The sequence below is a fragment of the Streptomyces sp. NPDC006643 genome (assembly GCF_042870175.1).
Lineage (GTDB): Bacteria > Actinomycetota > Actinomycetes > Streptomycetales > Streptomycetaceae > Streptomyces.
This window is the reverse complement of sequence record NZ_JBIAHA010000012.1, coordinates 93853-111473: the sequence shown is the minus strand read 5'-3', so window position 1 is coordinate 111473 and position 17621 is coordinate 93853. Positions and strand designations below refer to the sequence as shown.

The following is a 17621-nucleotide window of genomic DNA, read 5'->3' as shown; positions in this document are numbered from 1 at the left end:
CGATCAGCGAGTACTACTTGCTGATCTTGGTGACCTGGCCGGCGCCCACGGTCCGGCCACCCTCACGGATGGCGAACTTCAGGCCCTCCTCCATGGCGACCGGCTGAATCAGCGAGACCGTCATGAGGGTGTTGTCGCCCGGCATGACCATCTCGGTGCCCTCGGGGAGGGTAACGACGCCGGTCACGTCAGTCGTACGGAAGTAGAACTGCGGGCGGTAGTTGTTGAAGAAGGGGGTGTGACGACCACCCTCGTCCTTCGACAGGATGTAGGACTGGGCCTCGAACTCGGTGTGCGGCGTGACCGAACCGGGCTTGATGATGACCTGGCCGCGCTCGACATCCTCGCGCTTGATGCCACGGAGGAGCAGACCGACGTTCTCACCGGCCTGGCCCTCGTCGAGCAGCTTGCGGAACATCTCGATGCCGGTGACCGTGGTGGTGGTCTTCTCGGTCTTGATACCGACGATGTCGACGGTCTCGTTGACCTTGAGCACACCACGCTCGATACGACCGGTGACGACCGTGCCACGGCCGGTGATCGTGAAGACGTCCTCGATGGGCATGAGGAACGGCTTCTCGACGTCACGCTCAGGCTGCGGGATGGACTCGTCGACGGCCTTCATCAGGTCGAGGACGGTCTGGCCCCACTCCTTGTCGCCTTCGAGCGCCTTGAGCGCCGAGACCTTGACGACCGGCAGGTCGTCGCCCGGGAACTCGTACTCGGAGAGGAGCTCACGGACCTCGAGCTCGACGAGCTCGAGGATCTCCTCGTCGTCCACCATGTCGGCCTTGTTCAGCGCGACGACGATGTACGGCACGCCGACCTGGCGGGCCAGGAGCACGTGCTCCTTGGTCTGCGGCATCGGGCCGTCGGTCGCGGCGACCACGAGGATGGCGCCGTCCATCTGCGCCGCACCCGTGATCATGTTCTTGATGTAGTCCGCGTGACCGGGGCAGTCGACGTGCGCGTAGTGACGCGACTCCGTCTGGTACTCGACGTGCGCGATGGAGATGGTGATACCGCGCTGGCGCTCCTCGGGAGCCTTGTCGATCTGGTCGAAGGCCGAGGCCTCGTTCAGGTCCGGGTACGCGTCATGCAGCACCTTGGTAATGGCGGCCGTGAGGGTCGTCTTACCGTGGTCGATGTGACCGATGGTGCCGATGTTGACGTGCGGCTTAGTCCGCTCGAACTTCGCCTTCGCCACTGGGGTCCTCCTGGAGTGGTTCTGTACGCCTTACTCATCGGCGCCAGGTGATCTTTGCTGGGATGCCGGGGCCCGGGGCACCGGGCACCTCGCACGGTTTCCCGTACGCGGTGTCCGACGGCCCCAGGGCTTGCCGGTGACAAGCCTAAAGCGTGCTCGGGAAGAGCTACTCGCCCTTGGCCTTCGCGATGATCTCCTCGGCGACGTTCCGGGGAACCTCGGCGTAGGAGTCGAACTGCATCGAGTAGCTTGCGCGACCCGAGGTCTTGCTGCGGAGGTCTCCGACGTAGCCGAACATCTCCGAGAGAGGCACGAGGCCCTTCACGAGACGAGCGCCGTGGCGCTCCTCCATGGCCTGGATCTGGCCACGACGTGAGTTGAGGTCGCCGATGACATCGCCCATGTAGTCCTCGGGCGTGGTGACCTCGACGGACATCATCGGCTCGAGGAGTACGGGCGACGCCCTGCGGGCACCGTCCTTGAACGCCTGCGAACCGGCGATCTTGAAGGCGAGCTCCGAGGAGTCGACCTCGTGGTAGCCACCGTCGAGAAGGGTGACGCGCACGCCCACCATCTCGTAGCCGGCCAGGATGCCGAACTGCATGGCCTCCTGCGCGCCCGCGTCCACCGAGGGGATGTACTCACGGGGGATACGGCCACCGGTCACCTTGTTCACGAACTCGTAGGTCGCGTCGCCGCCCTCGATGGGCTCCAACGCGATCTGCACCTTCGCGAACTGGCCGGTACCACCGGTCTGCTTCTTGTGCGTGTAGTCGATACGCTCGACGGTCTTGCGGATCGTCTCACGGTAAGCGACCTGCGGCTTACCGACATTCGCCTCCACGCGGAACTCGCGCTTCATGCGGTCGACAAGCACTTCGAGGTGAAGCTCGCCCATACCACCGATGATGGTCTGGCCGGTCTCCTCGTCCGAGTGAACCTGGAAGGAGGGGTCCTCCTCCGCGAGGCGCTGGATGGCGACACCCAGACGCTCCTGGTCACCCTTGGACTTGGGCTCGATCGCGACCTCGATGACCGGCGCCGGGAAGTCCATGGACTCCAGGATCACCGGGTTCTTGTCGTCGCTCAGCGTCTCACCGGTGGTGGTCTGCTTCAGGCCCATGACGGCGACGATGTCGCCGGCGCCCACCGACTCGATCTCCTCACGCTTGTTCGCGTGCATACGGTAGATCTTGCCGATGCGCTCCTTCTTGCCCTTCACGGAGTTCAGCACCGCGGTGCCGGCCGTCAGGCGACCGGAGTAGATCCGGACGAAGGTGAGCTTGCCCAGGTGCGGGTCGCTCGCGATCTTGAAGGCGAGCCCGGCGAAGGGCTCGTCGTCGGACGGGCGGCGCTTGATGACCTGCTCCGGGTCCTTGACGTCGTGGCCTTCGATGGCGTCGACGTCGAGGGGGGAGGGCAGGTAGCGCACGACCGCGTCGAGCAGGGGCTGAACGCCCTTGTTCTTGAACGCGGTTCCACAGAAGACAGGCGTGACGGTGACGGAGTCGGCCGCGCCCTTGGAGGCGAGCGTGATACGGCGGATCGCCGCGTGCAGCTGCTCCTCGGTGGGCTCCTGGCCCTCCAGGTACAGCTCCATCATCTCGTCGTCGTTCTCGGACACGACCTCAAGGAGCTTGCCGCGCCATTCCTCGGCGGCCTCCGTGTGGGTGTCCGGGATGTCGACGACGTCGTACATCTCGCCCTTGGTGGCCTCGGCGGACCAGACGAAGGCCTTCATCGACACGAGGTCGACGACGCCCTTGAAGTCCATCTCGGCACCGATCGGAAGCTGCATGACGATCGGAACCGCGCCGAGGCGGTCCGAGATCATGTCGACGCAGCGGTGGAACTCCGCGCCGGTCCGGTCGAGCTTGTTGACGAAGCAGATACGCGGCACGCCGTAGCGGTCCGCCTGACGCCATACGGTCTCGGACTGGGGCTCGACGCCAGCCACGCCGTCGAACACGGTGACAGCGCCGTCGAGGACGCGGAGCGAACGCTCCACCTCGACGGTGAAGTCGACGTGACCCGGGGTGTCGATGATGTTGATCGTGTGATCGACATCGTCGAGCGGCCAGTGACAGGTCGTCGCGGCAGACGTGATCGTGATGCCGCGCTCCTGCTCCTGCTCCATCCAGTCCATCGTGGCTGCGCCGTCGTGGACTTCACCGATCTTGTAGCTCACACCGGTGTAGAACAGGATCCGCTCTGTGGTGGTCGTCTTGCCCGCGTCGATGTGGGCCATGATCCCAATGTTGCGGACCTTGGCCAGGTCAAGCGAAGTGGTGGCCATAAGGCTCAATCTTCTCTCGGTCTCGATGTGGGCGCTGACTACCAGCGGTAGTGCGCGAAGGCCTTGTTGGACTCGGCCATCTTGTGCGTGTCCTCACGCTTCTTGACCGAAGCGCCGAGGCCGTTGGAGGCGTCGAGCAGTTCGTTCATGAGGCGCTCGGTCATGGTCTTCTCGCGACGGGCGCGGGAGTAACCGACCAGCCAGCGCAGCGCGAGGGTGGAGGCGCGACCGGGCTTGACCTCGATCGGCACCTGGTAGGTGGCGCCGCCGACGCGGCGGGACTTGACCTCAAGAGACGGCTTGACGTTCTCAAGCGCGCGCTTCAGCGTGATGACCGGGTCGTTGCCGGTCTTCTCGCGGAGGCCTTCCATGGCGCCGTAGACGATCCGCTCGGCGGTGGAACGCTTGCCGTTGAGCAGAAGCTTGTTGATCAGCGACGTGACAAGAGGAGAACCGTAGACCGGGTCGATGATGACCGGGCGCTTCGGGGCAGGGCCCTTACGAGGCATTGTTTACTTCTCCTTCTTGGCGCCGTAGCGGCTGCGGGCCTGCTTGCGGTTCTTGACACCCTGGGTGTCCAGCGAACCGCGGATGATCTTGTAGCGAACACCCGGCAGGTCCTTCACACGGCCACCACGCACGAGCACGATGGAGTGCTCCTGCAAGTTGTGTCCCTCACCCGGAATGTAAGCCGTGACCTCGATACCGGAGGTCAGACGCACACGCGCGACCTTCCGCAGAGCGGAGTTGGGCTTCTTCGGGGTGGTCGTGAACACACGCGTGCAGACGCCGCGGCGCTGAGGGGAACCCTCAAGGGCAGGCGTCTTGTTCTTCTCGACCTTGTCCTGCCGGCCCTTCCGGACCAGCTGCTGGATCGTAGGCACTACTTCTCCGGTTTCTGTGTGCCGTTAGTAAAACTAACCTGAAACACTCGCCGACCCACGCGGTCGGGTGTGTCGGATACTGCAAGATCCCGCTGGAGGCGGGAAAAGCGCAGATCACGGTGGCCTCTGTACGGACTCGCCATGCGGTTGAGGACACGCACAGGAGCCCAGGCACACCCCAGGCACAAGGTCTGAGCGTACCTACCTCATCGACTCCGGTCAAAAAAGATGCGCCGCACCTGGTTTCGGCCCGCTCGCACACGGCCGACGGGCGGCCACCCCCACCGGGGTGACCGCCCGTCGGACGCGCTCAGTTCCTACTGGTTGTACGGACCGTAGTCGTAGTCCTCCAGCGGGACCGCCTGGCCGGAGCCCGTGCCGAACGGCGAGTAGTCGATGTCGTCGTAGCCGACGGCCGAGTACATCGCGGCCTTGGCCTCCTCGGTCGGCTCCACCCGGATGTTGCGGTAGCGGGAGAGACCCGTACCCGCCGGGATGAGCTTTCCGATGATGACGTTCTCCTTGAGGCCGATCAGGGAGTCCGACTTGGCGTTGATCGCCGCGTCGGTCAGGACCCTGGTCGTCTCCTGGAAGGACGCCGCCGACAGCCACGACTCGGTGGCCAGCGAGGCCTTGGTGATACCCATCAGCTGCGGACGGCCGGAGGCCGGGTGGCCGCCTTCCGTGACCACACGACGGTTCTCGGTCTCGAACTTCGAGCGCTCGACGAGCTCGCCCGGCAGCAGTTCCGCGTCGCCGGACTCGATGATCGTCACACGGCGCAGCATCTGCCGGATGATGATCTCGATGTGCTTGTCGTGGATCGACACGCCCTGCGAGTTGTAGACCTTCTGGACCTCGCCGACCAGGTGGACCTGGACCGCGCGCTGTCCGAGGATGCGCAGCACGTCGTGCGGGTTGGTGGCACCCACGGTGAGCTTCTGGCCCACCTCGACGCGGTCACCGTCGCCCACGAGGAGACGGGCGCGCTTGGAGATCGGGAACGGCGTCTCCTCGCTTCCGTCGTCCGGGGTGACGACGAGCTTCTTCGTCTTCTCGGTCTCCTCGATGCGGACGGAGCCCGCGGCCTCGGAGATCGGCGCGACACCCTTGGGCGTACGGGCCTCGAAGAGCTCGACGACACGCGGCAGACCCTGCGTGATGTCGTCGCCCGCCACACCACCGGTGTGGAAGGTACGCATCGTCAGCTGGGTGCCGGGCTCACCGATGGACTGGGCGGCGATGATGCCGACCGCCTCACCGATGTCGACCAGCTTGCCGGTGGCCAGCGAACGGCCGTAGCAGAAGGCGCAGGTACCGACCGCGGACTCACAGGTCAGGACCGAGCGGGTCTTGACCTCCTCGACGCCCGCGGCGACGACCGCGTCGATCAGGACATCGCCCAGGTCGACGTTGGCCGGCGCGATGACCTTGCCGTCCACGACGACGTCCTCGGCGAGCATCCGCGCGTACACGGACGTCTCGACGTCCTCCGCCTTGCGCAGGACACCGTCGGCGCCGCGCTCGGCGATCCGCAGCTTGAGGCCGCGGTCGGTGCCGCAGTCCTCCTCGCGGATGATGACGTCCTGCGAGACGTCCACCAGACGACGGGTGAGGTAACCCGAGTCGGCGGTACGCAGGGCGGTGTCGGCCAGACCCTTACGGGCACCGTGCGTGGAGATGAAGTACTCCAGCACGGACAGGCCTTCACGGAACGACGCCTTGATGGGACGGGGAATCGTCTCGTTCTTGGCGTTGGACACCAGACCACGCATACCGGCGATCTGACGCATCTGCATCATGTTTCCGCGCGCACCCGAATTCACCATCATGAAGATGGGGTTGGTCTTCGGGAAGTTCGCGTTCATCGCCTCGGCGACCTCGTTGGTCGCCTTGGTCCAGATCGCGATGAGCTCCTGCGTGCGCTCGTCCTTGGTGATCAGACCGCGCTCGTACTGCTTCTGGACCTTCTCGTCCTGCTCCTCGTAGCCCTTGACGATGGCCTTCTTGGCCTCGGGCACGACGACGTCGGAGATGGCGACGGTCACGCCGGAGCGTGTCGCCCAGAAGAAGCCGGCCGCCTTCAGGTTGTCGAGCGTCGCCGCCACGATGACCTTGGGGTAGCGCTCGGCGAGGTCGTTGACGATCTCGGAGAGCTGCTTCTTGCCGACCGAGTAGTCGACGAACGGGTAGTCCTCGGGCAGCAGCTCGTTGAAGAGCGCGCGGCCCAGGGTCGTACGCAGCCGGAACGGGTCGCCCTGCTGCCACTCGGCGTTCGTCTCGCCGTCCTCGCCCAGCGGCGGGGTCCAGCCGCGCGGCGGGATGGTGCCCACCGGGAAGCGGATGTCGACCTTCGCCTGGAGCGAGAGCTCGCGGTTGTCGAATGCCATCGTGGCCTCGGCGCTGGAGCCGAAGGACCGGCCCTCGCCGATGACTTCGCGCTCCTCCTCGTCCGTGGTGAGGAAGAAGAGGCCGAGCACCATGTCCTGGGTGGGCATGGTGACGGGGCGGCCGTCGGCCGGCTTGAGGATGTTGTTCGAGGACAGCATCAGGATGCGGGCCTCGGCCTGCGCCTCCGCGGAGAGCGGCAGGTGGACGGCCATCTGGTCACCGTCGAAGTCCGCGTTGAACGCGGTGCAGACGAGCGGGTGGATCTGGATGGCCTTGCCCTCGACCAGCTGGGGCTCGAAGGCCTGGATGCCGAGGCGGTGCAGGGTCGGGGCACGGTTCAGCAGCACCGGGTGCTCGGCGATGACCTCTTCGAGGACGTCGTACACGACGGTGCGGCCACGCTCGACCATGCGCTTGGCCGACTTGATGTTCTGCGCGTGGTTCAGGTCCACCAGGCGCTTCATCACGAACGGCTTGAACAGCTCCAGCGCCATGGCCTTCGGCAGACCGCACTGGTGCAGCTTGAGCTGCGGTCCGACGACGATCACGGAACGGGCCGAGTAGTCGACCCGCTTGCCGAGCAGGTTCTGGCGGAAACGGCCCTGCTTGCCCTTCAGCATGTCGCTGAGGGACTTCAGGGGCCGGTTGCCGGGACCGGTGACCGGGCGACCGCGGCGGCCGTTGTCGAACAGCGCGTCGACGGCCTCCTGGAGCATCCGCTTCTCGTTGTTCACGATGATCTCGGGGGCACCGAGGTCAAGGAGACGCTTGAGGCGGTTGTTGCGGTTGATCACACGGCGGTACAGGTCGTTCAGGTCGGAGGTCGCGAAGCGGCCACCGTCCAGCTGCACCATCGGACGCAGGTCCGGCGGGATCACCGGCACGCAGTCCAGCACCATGCCCTTGGGGCTGTTGCTGGTCTGGAGGAACGCCGAGACGACCTTGAGGCGCTTGAGCGCGCGGGTCTTCTTCTGGCCCTTGCCGGTACGGATGATCTCGCGGAGCCGCTCGGCCTCTTCGTTCAGGTCGAAGGACTCCAGGCGCTTCTGGAGCGCCGCGGCGCCCATCGAGCCGTCGAAGTACGTGCCGAAGCGGTCACGCAGCTCGCGGTAGAGCAGCTCGTCGCCCTCCAGGTCCTGGACCTTGAGGTTCTTGAAGCGGCTCCACACCTCGTCGAGGCGGTCGATCTCGCGCTGCGCACGGTCGCGCAGCTGCTTCATCTCACGCTCGGCACCTTCGCGCACCTTGCGGCGCACGTCGGCCTTGGCGCCCTCGGCCTCCAGCTCGGCCAGGTCGGTCTCGAGCTTCTTGGCGCGGGCTTCGAGGTCGGAGTCACGACGGTTCTCGACCTGCTGACGCTCGACGGAGACATGCGCCTCCAGCGAGGGCAGGTCGCGCGTACGGCGCTCCTCGTCCACGAACGTGATCATGTACGCGGCGAAGTAGATGACCTTCTCGAGGTCCTTCGGCGCGAGGTCGAGCAGATACCCCAGCCGGGACGGAACGCCCTTGAAGTACCAGATGTGGGTGACGGGAGCGGCAAGCTCGATGTGGCCCATCCGCTCACGGCGCACCTTGGCGCGCGTGACTTCGACGCCACAGCGCTCACAGATGATGCCCTTGAAGCGGACACGCTTGTACTTGCCGCAGTAGCACTCCCAGTCCCGGGTAGGACCGAAGATCTTCTCGCAGAAGAGTCCGTCCTTCTCGGGCTTGAGCGTGCGGTAGTTGATGGTCTCCGGCTTCTTCACTTCGCCGTGGGACCAGGTCCGGATGTCGTCCGCGGTGGCGAGGCCGATCCGCAGCTCGTCGAAGAAGTTGACGTCGAGCACTTGTCGTCAATCCCTCTTTCGGGGTCGAGTCTCAAATCATGGTCTGTACGGGGCCCGGGAGGAGCCGGCCGCTCCGAGACGGGAGCGGCCGGACAACCCGTCAGACCTCTTCGACGCTGCTCGGCTCTCGCCGGGACAGGTCGATACCGAGCTCCTCCGCCGCACGGAAGACGTCCTCGTCCGTGTCGCGCATCTCGATGGACATGCCGTCCGAGGACAGCACCTCCACGTTGAGGCAGAGGGACTGCATTTCCTTGATGAGCACCTTGAAGGACTCGGGAATGCCGGGCTCGGGGATGTTCTCGCCCTTGACGATGGCCTCGTAGACCTTCACGCGGCCGGTCACGTCGTCGGACTTGATGGTCAGCAGCTCCTGGAGGGCGTAAGCGGCGCCGTACGCCTCAAGCGCCCACACCTCCATCTCGCCGAATCGCTGGCCACCGAACTGGGCCTTACCACCCAGCGGCTGCTGGGTGATCATCGAGTACGGACCGGTCGAGCGGGCGTGGAGCTTGTCGTCGACCAGGTGGTGGAGCTTGAGGATGTACATGTAGCCGATGGACACCGGCTCGGGGAACGGCTCACCGGAGCGGCCGTCGAACAGGTGCGCCTTGCCGGAGCCCTTGACCATCCGCTCGCCGTCGCGGTTCGGGATCGTGGACTCGAAGAGTCCGGAGATCTCGTCCTCGCGCGCGCCGTCGAAGACGGGGGTGGCGACGTTGGTACCGGCGGCGACGTCGTCGGCGCCGATGGCCTTCAGCCGCTCCATCCAGTCCTCGCTGCCCTCGACCTTCCAGCCCTGGCTGGCGAGCCAGCCGAGGTGGATCTCAAGGACCTGTCCCGGGTTCATCCGGGACGGGACGCCGAGCGGGTTGAGGATGATGTCGACCGGGGTGCCGTCCTCGAGGAACGGCATGTCCTCGATCGGCAGGATCTTGGAGATGACGCCCTTGTTGCCGTGCCGGCCGGCGAGCTTGTCACCGTCGGTGATCTTGCGCTTCTGGGCGACGTAGACGCGGACCAGCTGGTTCACGCCCGGAGGCAGCTCGTCGCCCTCCTCGCGGTCGAAGACGCGGACACCGATGATCTTGCCGGTCTCGCCGTGCGGCACCTTCAGCGAGGTGTCGCGGACCTCACGGGCCTTCTCACCGAAGATCGCACGGAGCAGACGCTCCTCCGGCGTCAGCTCGGTCTCACCCTTGGGCGTGACCTTGCCGACGAGGATGTCCCCGGCCGTGACCTCGGCACCGATACGGATGATGCCGCGCTCGTCGAGGTCCGCGAGGACCTCTTCGGAGACGTTCGGGATGTCCCGGGTGATCTCCTCCGGGCCGAGCTTGGTGTCCCGGGCGTCGACCTCGTGCTCCTCGATGTGGATCGAGGAGAGGACGTCGTCCTGGACCAGCCGCTGGCTGAGGATGATCGCGTCTTCGTAGTTGTGGCCCTCCCAGGGCATGAACGCCACGAGGAGGTTCTTGCCGAGCGCCATCTCGCCACGCTCGGTGGCGGGACCGTCGGCGAGCACCTGGTTCTCGACGACCCGGTCACCCTCGGAGACGATGACCTTCTGGTTGACGGAGGTGCCCTGGTTGGAGCGGGAGAACTTGGCGATGCGGTACGTGGTGTACGTGCCGTCGTCGTTGGCGATGGTGATGTAGTCCGCGGAGACCTCCTGGACCACACCCTCCTTCTCCGCCTTGATGACGTCACCGGCGTCGACCGCGCAGCGGTACTCCATGCCGGTGCCGACGAGCGGCGCCTCGGAGGTGATCAGGGGCACGGCCTGACGCATCATGTTCGCGCCCATGAGGGCACGGTTGGCGTCGTCGTGCTCCAGGAACGGGATCATCGCGGTCGCGACCGACACCATCTGGCGCGGCGAGACGTCCATGTAGTCGACGTCGTCACCGGGGATGTAGTCGACCTCGCCGCCACGACGGCGGACGAGGACGCGCGGCTCGGTGAACCGCATCTCCTCGGACAGCGTCGCGTTGGCCTGCGCGATGACGAAGCGGTCCTCCTCGTCGGCGGTCAGGTAGTCGACGTCGTCGGTGACGACACCGCCGACGACCTTGCGGTACGGGGTCTCGACGAACCCGAACGCGTTGACCCGGCCGTACGACGCGAGCGAGCCGATCAGGCCGATGTTCGGGCCTTCGGGGGTCTCGATCGGACACATGCGGCCGTAGTGCGAGGGGTGCACGTCACGGACCTCGAAGCCGGCCCGCTCACGGGACAGACCACCGGGGCCGAGCGCGTTGAGCCGGCGCTTGTGGGTCAGACCCGACAGCGGGTTGTTCTGGTCCATGAACTGCGACAGCTGGCTGGTGCCGAAGAACTCCTTGATGGAGGCGACGACCGGCCGGATGTTGATCAGGGTCTGCGGCGTGATCGCCTCGACGTCCTGGGTCGTCATGCGCTCACGCACGACGCGCTCCATCCTCGCCAGACCCGTACGGACCTGGTTCTGGATGAGCTCGCCCACGTTGCGCAGACGGCGGTTGCCGAAGTGGTCGATGTCGTCGGTCTCGACCAGGATCTGGGTGCCGCTCTCGCCGACCGTCTCGGTCTCACCGGCGTGCAGCTTCACCAGGTACTTGATCGTGGCGATGATGTCGTCGGTGGTGAGCACACCGGCGTCCAGCGGCTCCGCCGCGCCGAGCTTCTTGTTCACCTTGTAGCGGCCGACCTTCGCGAGGTCGTAGCGCTTGGGGTTGAAGTAGAGGTTCTCGAGCAGCGTCTGGGCCGCCTCGCGCGTCGGGGGCTCGCCCGGACGCAGCTTGCGGTAGATGTCGAGCAGCGCGTCGTCCTGGCCCTGGGTGTGGTCCTTCTCCAGGGTGGCGCGCATCGACTCGTACTCGCCGAACTCCTCCAGGATCTGCTCGGTCGTCCAACCGAGAGCCTTGAGCAGAACGGTGACCGACTGCTTGCGCTTGCGGTCGATACGGACACCGACCATGTCGCGCTTGTCGATCTCCATCTCCAGCCAGGCACCCCGGGACGGGATGATCTTGGAGGAGAAGATGTCCTTGTCGGACGTCTTGTCGATCGAGGAGTCGAAGTACACACCCGGCGAACGCACCAGCTGGGTCACCACGACACGCTCGGTGCCGTTGATGACGAAGGTGCCCTTGTCCGTCATGAGCGGGAAGTCGCCCATGAAGACGGTCTGGGACTTGATCTCGCCGGTCTCGTTGTTGGTGAACTCGGCGGTGACGAAGAGCGGGGCGGCGTACGTGAAGTCGCGCTCCTTGCACTCGTCGATCGAGTTCTTGGGCGGCTCGAAGCGGTGGTCGCGGAAGGTCAGCGACATCGACCCGGAGAAGTCCTCGATCGGAGAGATCTCCTCGAAGATCTCCTCCAGACCCGACTTCCTGGGGACGTCCTGGCCGCTCTCAAGAGCTGCCTCGACACGCGCCTTCCAGATGGCATTGCCGAGCAGCCAGTCGAAGCTCTCGGTCTGCAGCGCGAGAAGGTTCGGAACCTCAAGAGGCTCCTTGATCTTTGCAAAGGAGATGCGCAGCGGGGCGGTGCTGGCGCCGTTGTTCGTATTCGTGGTCGAGGCGTTGCGCGAGGCGGCCAAGAGGGGGTCCTTCCGAGGGCTCGGACTCACTACGCGCGTACCGGTCCCGAGCTGGACACACCGGACGACAGGCCAGGAAAGGCCAGGTCAGCCGACGATGTCATGCATGGGGGTGCCCCTGGTGACGGGCAGGGAGCAGCTAACAGGCAGCGCAAAGGGTCAGTGTAGCCACTAGGCACACTGATGTCCAGGCCGGGTTTTGCAAGACCCTCGTTGTTCTCAACACCTTGTCTCAACTGCGTTCGGACCCGCGCCGTAAGGCGCACATCGATCCTGCCCTCTTCGTCGCCGATCCATGCCTCGGAAACGGATCGATATGGCGACGCGTCCTGAGAATTGCGCGCCTCGTGCGGTTCGTCAAGGCCCCCCGCCCCGTACGGATCGTCACCGGTCGTACGGAAGGCACGGCGATGATCACCATACTCGCAGCCCGGCGGAGAGCAAGGAAGCCCTCCCGGAGACGGAGCAGGGCGGTCACCCGTACGGGTGACCGCCCTGCTCGTCAACGCTGTGCGCCTCGTCGGCGCGGTGCCGGCACCCGGCTCGGGGAGCCGGGTGTCAGCGGGGTGCTACGGGGTCACTTGACCTCGACGGAGGCGCCGGCGCCCTTGAGGGACTCGGCAGCCTTCTCGGCGGCCTCCTTGGCGACCTTCTCCAGGACGGGCTTCGGGGCGCCGTCCACGAGGTCCTTGGCCTCCTTGAGGCCCAGCGAGGTCAGCTCACGCACGACCTTGATGACCTGGATCTTCTTCTCGCCGGCACCCGTGAGGATGACGTCGAACTCGTCCTGCTCGGCCTCGGCCTCGACCGCGGCGGCAGCGCCACCGGCGGCGGCGACGGCGACCGGAGCGGCGGCCTTGACGTCGAACTTCTCCTCGAACGCCTTGACGAAGTCGGAGAGCTCGATGAGGGTCAGGTCTTCGAACTGCTTGAGCAGGTCGTCCTGGGACAGCTTCGCCATGATGGCGGTCCTTCCACTAATTCGGCAGGTGCCGGATGTTTATGTGACGGCGGGCGTACGGTGGGCCCGCTGCGACGCGACGCCGAACTACTCGGCGTCGGCCTCGGCGGGAGCCGGCGTACCGGCACCGCCCTGCTCGACCTTGGCGCGAAGGGCGTCCGCGGTGCGGACGAACTCCGACAGGGGGGCCTGGAACGTCGCCGCGGCCTTGGCCATCGACGCCTTGATCCCACCGGCCACCTTGGCGAGCAGCACCTCGCGGGACTCGAGGTCCGCGAGCTTCTTGAACTCGTCGGCGCTGAGCGCCTTGCCGTCAAGGACACCGCCCTTGATGACGAGGTTGGGGTTGTCCTTGGCGAAGTCACGAAGACCCTTCGCCGACTCCACCGGGTCACCGGTGACGAAGGCAACCGCCGTCGGACCCGCGAACAGGTCGTCCAGCGTGTTGATCCCGGCCTCGTTGGCCGCGATCTTGGTCAGCGTGTTCTTCACCACGGCGTACTGGGCGTTCGCACCGAGGGAACGACGCAGCTCCTTGAGCTGCGCCACGGTGAGACCCCGGTACTCGGTCAGCACTGCGGCGTTCGAGCTGCGGAACTGTTCCGTCAGCTCGGCCACCGCGGCAGCCTTGTCGGGCCTTGCCATGAGCGTCGGCCTCCTTCCGGGTGATGAGGACCGCTCAGAAGGGGCCGAAAAAGACGAAACGCCCCTGCGCAGGCGCGCGGGGCGTGGCTCGACCGGGACGAACCCGGGAACTCTCCTCGAACACCTACGCGGGTCGTCCGCTTCCAGCGGATCCTTCGGTCGCCCACCCTCTAGCGAGAGCACGGCAACGACCAGCGGTCTTTGGCTTCGAGTGAAGAGTACGTGACGTGGTTACCGGCAGGCAAATCCGGTCGCCGGGGCCGTAAACCCGCCCCGGCGACCGTATTTGTGGATCACTGCCCGATCAGGCTCCGGAGCCGTCCGCGCCGGCGGTGGCGCCGGCCTCGGCGCCGAGGTCGCCCAGCATCTCGAACAGGTCGACGGTGTCCCCGGCCGGCGGCGTCTCGACGGTGGCCTTGGCCCCGTAGTCGCTGTAGCGGGCGCTGACCTTCATCTCGCCCTGCGGGCTGTCCATCCCGACGTTCATCTTCACCGGGTAGTCGTCCTCGTTGACCCAGACCTCGATGTCGTAGCCCTCGATGCCGGACTTCTCGATGGTGGCGAGGAGGTCCTTGCGCTCCTTCTCGCCGAGCACGTCGAGCCCCTCGTTCGACTCAAGCGCCTCGGCGACCGTGAGCGTGCCCTTGTAGTGCTGCGCCTCGGCCCCGTCGATCTTCTCGGAGCCGACGTGCTTCACATTCGGCGAGTCCAGGAGCAGCGCGAGCTGCTGGCCCGGGTCCTGGTTCATGTTCTCCAGGCCGCCGGTCAGCTCCTTCATGGCCGCCGGGTCGCCCGAGGCCTCCGCAGCCGCCGCCAGGTCCAGCTTCATCCAGCGCTTGCCGTCCATGTCCTTGGCCGCCTCGGCGCCCATGTCCATGTACATCGCGTTCTTGATCCACAACATCCGGACCTTGTCCGGGGCGTCGGGCTCGGCCTGCATCGCGGAGCCGGACATGGTCATGTCCATCACCATGGGGTCCCAGCCCATGACGCCGGTCATCTCCATGTCGCCGCCCCCCGCGGCGCCCGCCATGCTCTGCGGCATCGACATCGTCATGCTGACCTTGGCGGACTTGGCCGCCGCCGTCTTCTCGTACGCCGCCGTCAGGACCTCGGTCACCGCGGAACGCGACTTGGGCGCGTCCTTGGCCGAACTCTTGCCCGAGTCACCGCTACAACCGGCAGCACCCGCCACAACGGCCACAGCCGTCAGCGAAACGCCAACGCGCCCCCATGCCGACATGGTCATACCCCACCCCTTTTTTCGATGTTCCTGGTCGAACCGTAACGCACGCATATGACAGTCCGCGCACGCGAAAACCGGCCCCGACACCTCAACAGAGGTGCCGGGACCGGCTCTTGAGACGCGTTGAACGCGCTGCCGCGACGGCCGTCCAGGATCAGACGGAGGCCGGGTCCTCCTCGACGAGGAGGTTACGAGTGCGGTTGGCGTCCAGCGGGATGCCGGGGCCCATCGTCGTCGCCAGGGTCGCCTTCTTGATGTAACGGCCCTTCGCGGCGGACGGCTTGAGACGGAGGATCTCCTCCAGCGCCGCGGCGTAGTTCTCGACCAGCTTCGTCTCGTCGAAGGAGACCTTGCCGATGATGAAGTGCAGGTTCGAGTGCTTGTCGACGCGGAACTCGATCTTGCCGCCCTTGATGTCGTTCACGGCCTTCGTGACATCGGGGGTGACGGTGCCGGTCTTCGGGTTCGGCATCAGACCACGCGGGCCGAGGACGCGGCCGAGACGGCCGACCTTGCCCATGAGGTCCGGGGTGGCGACGACGGCGTCGAAGTCGAGACGGCCCTTCTGGACCTCTTCGATCAGCTCGTCGGAGCCGACGATGTCGGCGCCCGCGGCGCGCGCTGCCTCGGCACGGTCACCGGTCGCGAAGACCAGGACCCGGGCGGTCTTGCCGGTGCCGTGCGGAAGGTTCACGGTGCCACGGACCATCTGGTCCGCCTTGCGCGGGTCGACGCCCAGACGCATGGCGACCTCGACGGTGCCGTCGAACTTGGTGGTGTTGGTGTCCTTGGCGATACGGACGGCCTCGAGCGGAGGGTACGTACGCTCCGCGTCGATCTTCGCGTCCGCGCTGCGGAGTGCCTTGCTGCGCTTCACTTCTTCTCCTGGTGGTTCATTCAGGTGTGGAGTTCGTGGTGCGGGCCGCGCATGGCCCTTCCACTTGGCGTGCCCGTAGGGGCCCGCCGGGCGGGACTCAGCCCTCGACCGTGATGCCCATGGAACGGGCGGTGCCGGCGATGATCTTCTCGGCGGCGTCCAGGTCGTTGGCGTTCAGGTCGGGCATCTTGGTGGTGGCGATGTCACGGACCTGGTCGCGGGTGAGCTTGGCGACCTTCTTGACGTGCGGCTCGCCCGATCCCTTGTCCACACCCGCGGCCTTGAGGATCAGCTTCGCGGCCGGCGGAGTCTTGGTGATGAAGGTGAAGGAGCGGTCCTCGTAGACCGTGATCTCCACCGGCACGACCATGCCACGCTGCGACTCGGTCGCGGCGTTGTAGGCCTTGCAGAACTCCATGATGTTGACGCCGTGCTGGCCCAGCGCGGGGCCGACCGGCGGAGCCGGGTTGGCCGCGCCGGCCGAGATCTGGAGCTTGATGAGCCCCGTGACCTTCTTCTTCTTGGGAGGCATGTGCTCTCTCCGGGTCCTAGTGAGAGTGTTCCGGCCCGGTCATCCGGTCATCCGGATGCGGGCATACCGCGCAACGATAACGGGTACAGCTGCACGGCCAAAAACCGAGCAGGTCAGACCCTCTCCCGCGAGTGGGGGGCTACCCCCTGCGAGAGCCTGTCTGACCTGGTCGGAAGTGGCTCGACGAGCGCGCGTGAGCGCGCGTCAGTTCTTCTGGATCTGGTCGAAGCTCAGCTCGACCGGGGTCTCGCGGCCGAAGATCTCGACGAGGCCCTTGACCTTCTTCGAGTCGGCGTTGATCTCGTTGATCGTCGCCTGGAGCGTCGCGAACGGGCCGTCGGTGACGGTGACCGAGTCGCCGACCTCGAAGTCCAGCACCTGGACCTCGACCTTGCGGGACGGGACCGGCTTGCCCTCGGCCTCGGCCGCCTCGCGCGCGGCCTTCTCCTCGGCCTCGGGGGCGAGCATCTTGACGATCTCGTCCAGCGTCAGCGGGTACGGGTCGTAGGCGTTGCCGACGAAGCCGGTGACGCCCGGGGTGTTCCGTACGACACCCCACGACTCGTTCGTCAGGTCCATCCGCACCAGGACGTAGCCCGGGAGCTTGTTCTGGCGGACGTTCTTGCGCTCGCCGTTCTTGATCTGGACGATCTCTTCCTCGGGCACCTCGGCCGAGTAGATGAAGTCCTCGACGTTGAGCGAGACGGCGCGCTGTTCCAGGTTGGCCTTCACGCGCTTCTCGTAGCCCGCGTACGTGTGGATGACGTACCACTCGCCGGGCAGCCCGCGCAGCTCCTCGCGGAGCGCGGCGACGGGGTCGGCCGCGGCGGCGGGCTCCTCGACCGGCTCGCCGTCGTCGCCCTCGGCCTCGGCGTCAGCGGCTTCGGCTTCGGCTTCGGCTTCGGCTTCGGCTTCGGCGGGAGTGGACTCCGCGTCGTCGTCCGTGTCCTCGACGTCCTCGACGTGCAGCGCCGACTCCTCCGCCGGGTCGCCGGCCTCGGCGTCAGCGGCTTCGGCCTGGTCTGGCTCGACAGCGTCCGCCGCCTCGACGATGTCGGTCTCGTCCTCGCGGGACTCGACCGACTCGTTGGCGTCGTTCAGGTTCGGGTCAGACACGTTGGCTGCTTCTTCCTGGCTTCACGATGGGTGGAACATGCGGAAAGGGAC

The 17621-nt window shown here is 66.2% G+C and carries 12 protein-coding genes; all 12 read right to left on the bottom strand.

Annotated features, from left to right (window positions below):
• Positions 1 to 13: 13 nt before the first annotated feature.
• The 12 genes from tuf to nusG all read right to left on the bottom strand — a co-directional run bounded on the left by tuf (position 14) and on the right by nusG (position 17570).
• Positions 14 to 1207, bottom strand: coding sequence for an elongation factor Tu (gene tuf / locus ACFYNU_RS17945; RefSeq protein WP_069627353.1), 1194 nt, complete (start codon positions 1205 to 1207; stop codon positions 14 to 16).
• A gap of 166 nt (positions 1208 to 1373) precedes the next feature.
• Positions 1374 to 3503 (bottom strand): elongation factor G, encoded by a 2130-nt coding sequence (gene fusA / locus ACFYNU_RS17940; RefSeq protein ID WP_356586757.1) that lies wholly within the window; start codon positions 3501 to 3503, stop codon positions 1374 to 1376.
• 38 nt (positions 3504 to 3541) lie between these two features.
• On the bottom strand, positions 3542 to 4012 hold the full coding sequence (rpsG, locus tag ACFYNU_RS17935; RefSeq protein ID WP_023539364.1) for a 30S ribosomal protein S7: 471 nt from the start codon (positions 4010 to 4012) through the stop codon (positions 3542 to 3544).
• A 3-nt stretch (positions 4013 to 4015) separates the two neighbouring features.
• Positions 4016 to 4387, bottom strand: coding sequence for a 30S ribosomal protein S12 (gene rpsL, locus ACFYNU_RS17930; RefSeq protein ID WP_003948652.1), 372 nt, complete (start codon positions 4385 to 4387; stop codon positions 4016 to 4018).
• Positions 4388 to 4704: 317 nt separating this feature from the next.
• Positions 4705 to 8610 (bottom strand): DNA-directed RNA polymerase subunit beta', encoded by a 3906-nt coding sequence (locus ACFYNU_RS17925; RefSeq protein WP_329076628.1) that lies wholly within the window; start codon positions 8608 to 8610, stop codon positions 4705 to 4707.
• A gap of 100 nt (positions 8611 to 8710) precedes the next feature.
• The gene (gene rpoB / locus ACFYNU_RS17920) at positions 8711 to 12193 is read right to left on the bottom strand and encodes a DNA-directed RNA polymerase subunit beta (protein WP_356586754.1); all 3483 of its coding nucleotides are present in this window, start codon (positions 12191 to 12193) and stop codon (positions 8711 to 8713) included.
• Positions 12194 to 12770: 577 nt separating this feature from the next.
• Positions 12771 to 13154 carry a 50S ribosomal protein L7/L12 gene (rplL, locus tag ACFYNU_RS17915; protein ID WP_069627354.1) on the bottom strand — a complete coding sequence of 128 codons (384 nt, stop codon included), beginning with the start codon at positions 13152 to 13154 and terminating at the stop codon, positions 12771 to 12773.
• 87 nt (positions 13155 to 13241) lie between these two features.
• Positions 13242 to 13799, bottom strand: coding sequence for a 50S ribosomal protein L10 (gene rplJ / locus ACFYNU_RS17910; RefSeq protein WP_023539368.1), 558 nt, complete (start codon positions 13797 to 13799; stop codon positions 13242 to 13244).
• Positions 13800 to 14103: 304 nt separating this feature from the next.
• On the bottom strand, positions 14104 to 15048 hold the full coding sequence (locus ACFYNU_RS17905) for a hypothetical protein (protein WP_356586751.1): 945 nt from the start codon (positions 15046 to 15048) through the stop codon (positions 14104 to 14106).
• 151 nt (positions 15049 to 15199) lie between these two features.
• The gene (gene rplA / locus ACFYNU_RS17900; protein ID WP_189107671.1) at positions 15200 to 15922 is read right to left on the bottom strand and encodes a 50S ribosomal protein L1; all 723 of its coding nucleotides are present in this window, start codon (positions 15920 to 15922) and stop codon (positions 15200 to 15202) included.
• 97 nt (positions 15923 to 16019) lie between these two features.
• Positions 16020 to 16454, bottom strand: coding sequence for a 50S ribosomal protein L11 (rplK, locus tag ACFYNU_RS17895; RefSeq protein WP_023539372.1), 435 nt, complete (start codon positions 16452 to 16454; stop codon positions 16020 to 16022).
• Positions 16455 to 16658: 204 nt separating this feature from the next.
• Complete coding sequence (gene nusG / locus ACFYNU_RS17890; RefSeq protein ID WP_356586749.1) at positions 16659 to 17570, bottom strand: transcription termination/antitermination protein NusG; 912 nt, start codon at positions 17568 to 17570, stop codon at positions 16659 to 16661.
• Positions 17571 to 17621 lie beyond the last annotated feature (51 nt).

Excerpts from the sequence above, each read along its gene's own strand:
- fusA (WP_356586757.1), bottom strand. The coding sequence starts at position 3,503 with ATGGCCACCACTTCGCTTGACCTGGCCAAGGTCCGCAACATTGGGATC.
- rpsG (WP_023539364.1), bottom strand. The coding sequence starts at position 4,012 with ATGCCTCGTAAGGGCCCTGCCCCGAAGCGCCCGGTCATCATCGACCCG.
- rplL (WP_069627354.1), bottom strand. The coding sequence starts at position 13,154 with ATGGCGAAGCTGTCCCAGGACGACCTGCTCAAGCAGTTCGAAGACCTG.
- rplJ (WP_023539368.1), bottom strand. The coding sequence starts at position 13,799 with ATGGCAAGGCCCGACAAGGCTGCCGCGGTGGCCGAGCTGACGGAACAG.
- ACFYNU_RS17905 (WP_356586751.1), bottom strand. The coding sequence starts at position 15,048 with ATGACCATGTCGGCATGGGGGCGCGTTGGCGTTTCGCTGACGGCTGTG.
- rplK (WP_023539372.1), bottom strand. The coding sequence starts at position 16,454 with ATGCCTCCCAAGAAGAAGAAGGTCACGGGGCTCATCAAGCTCCAGATC.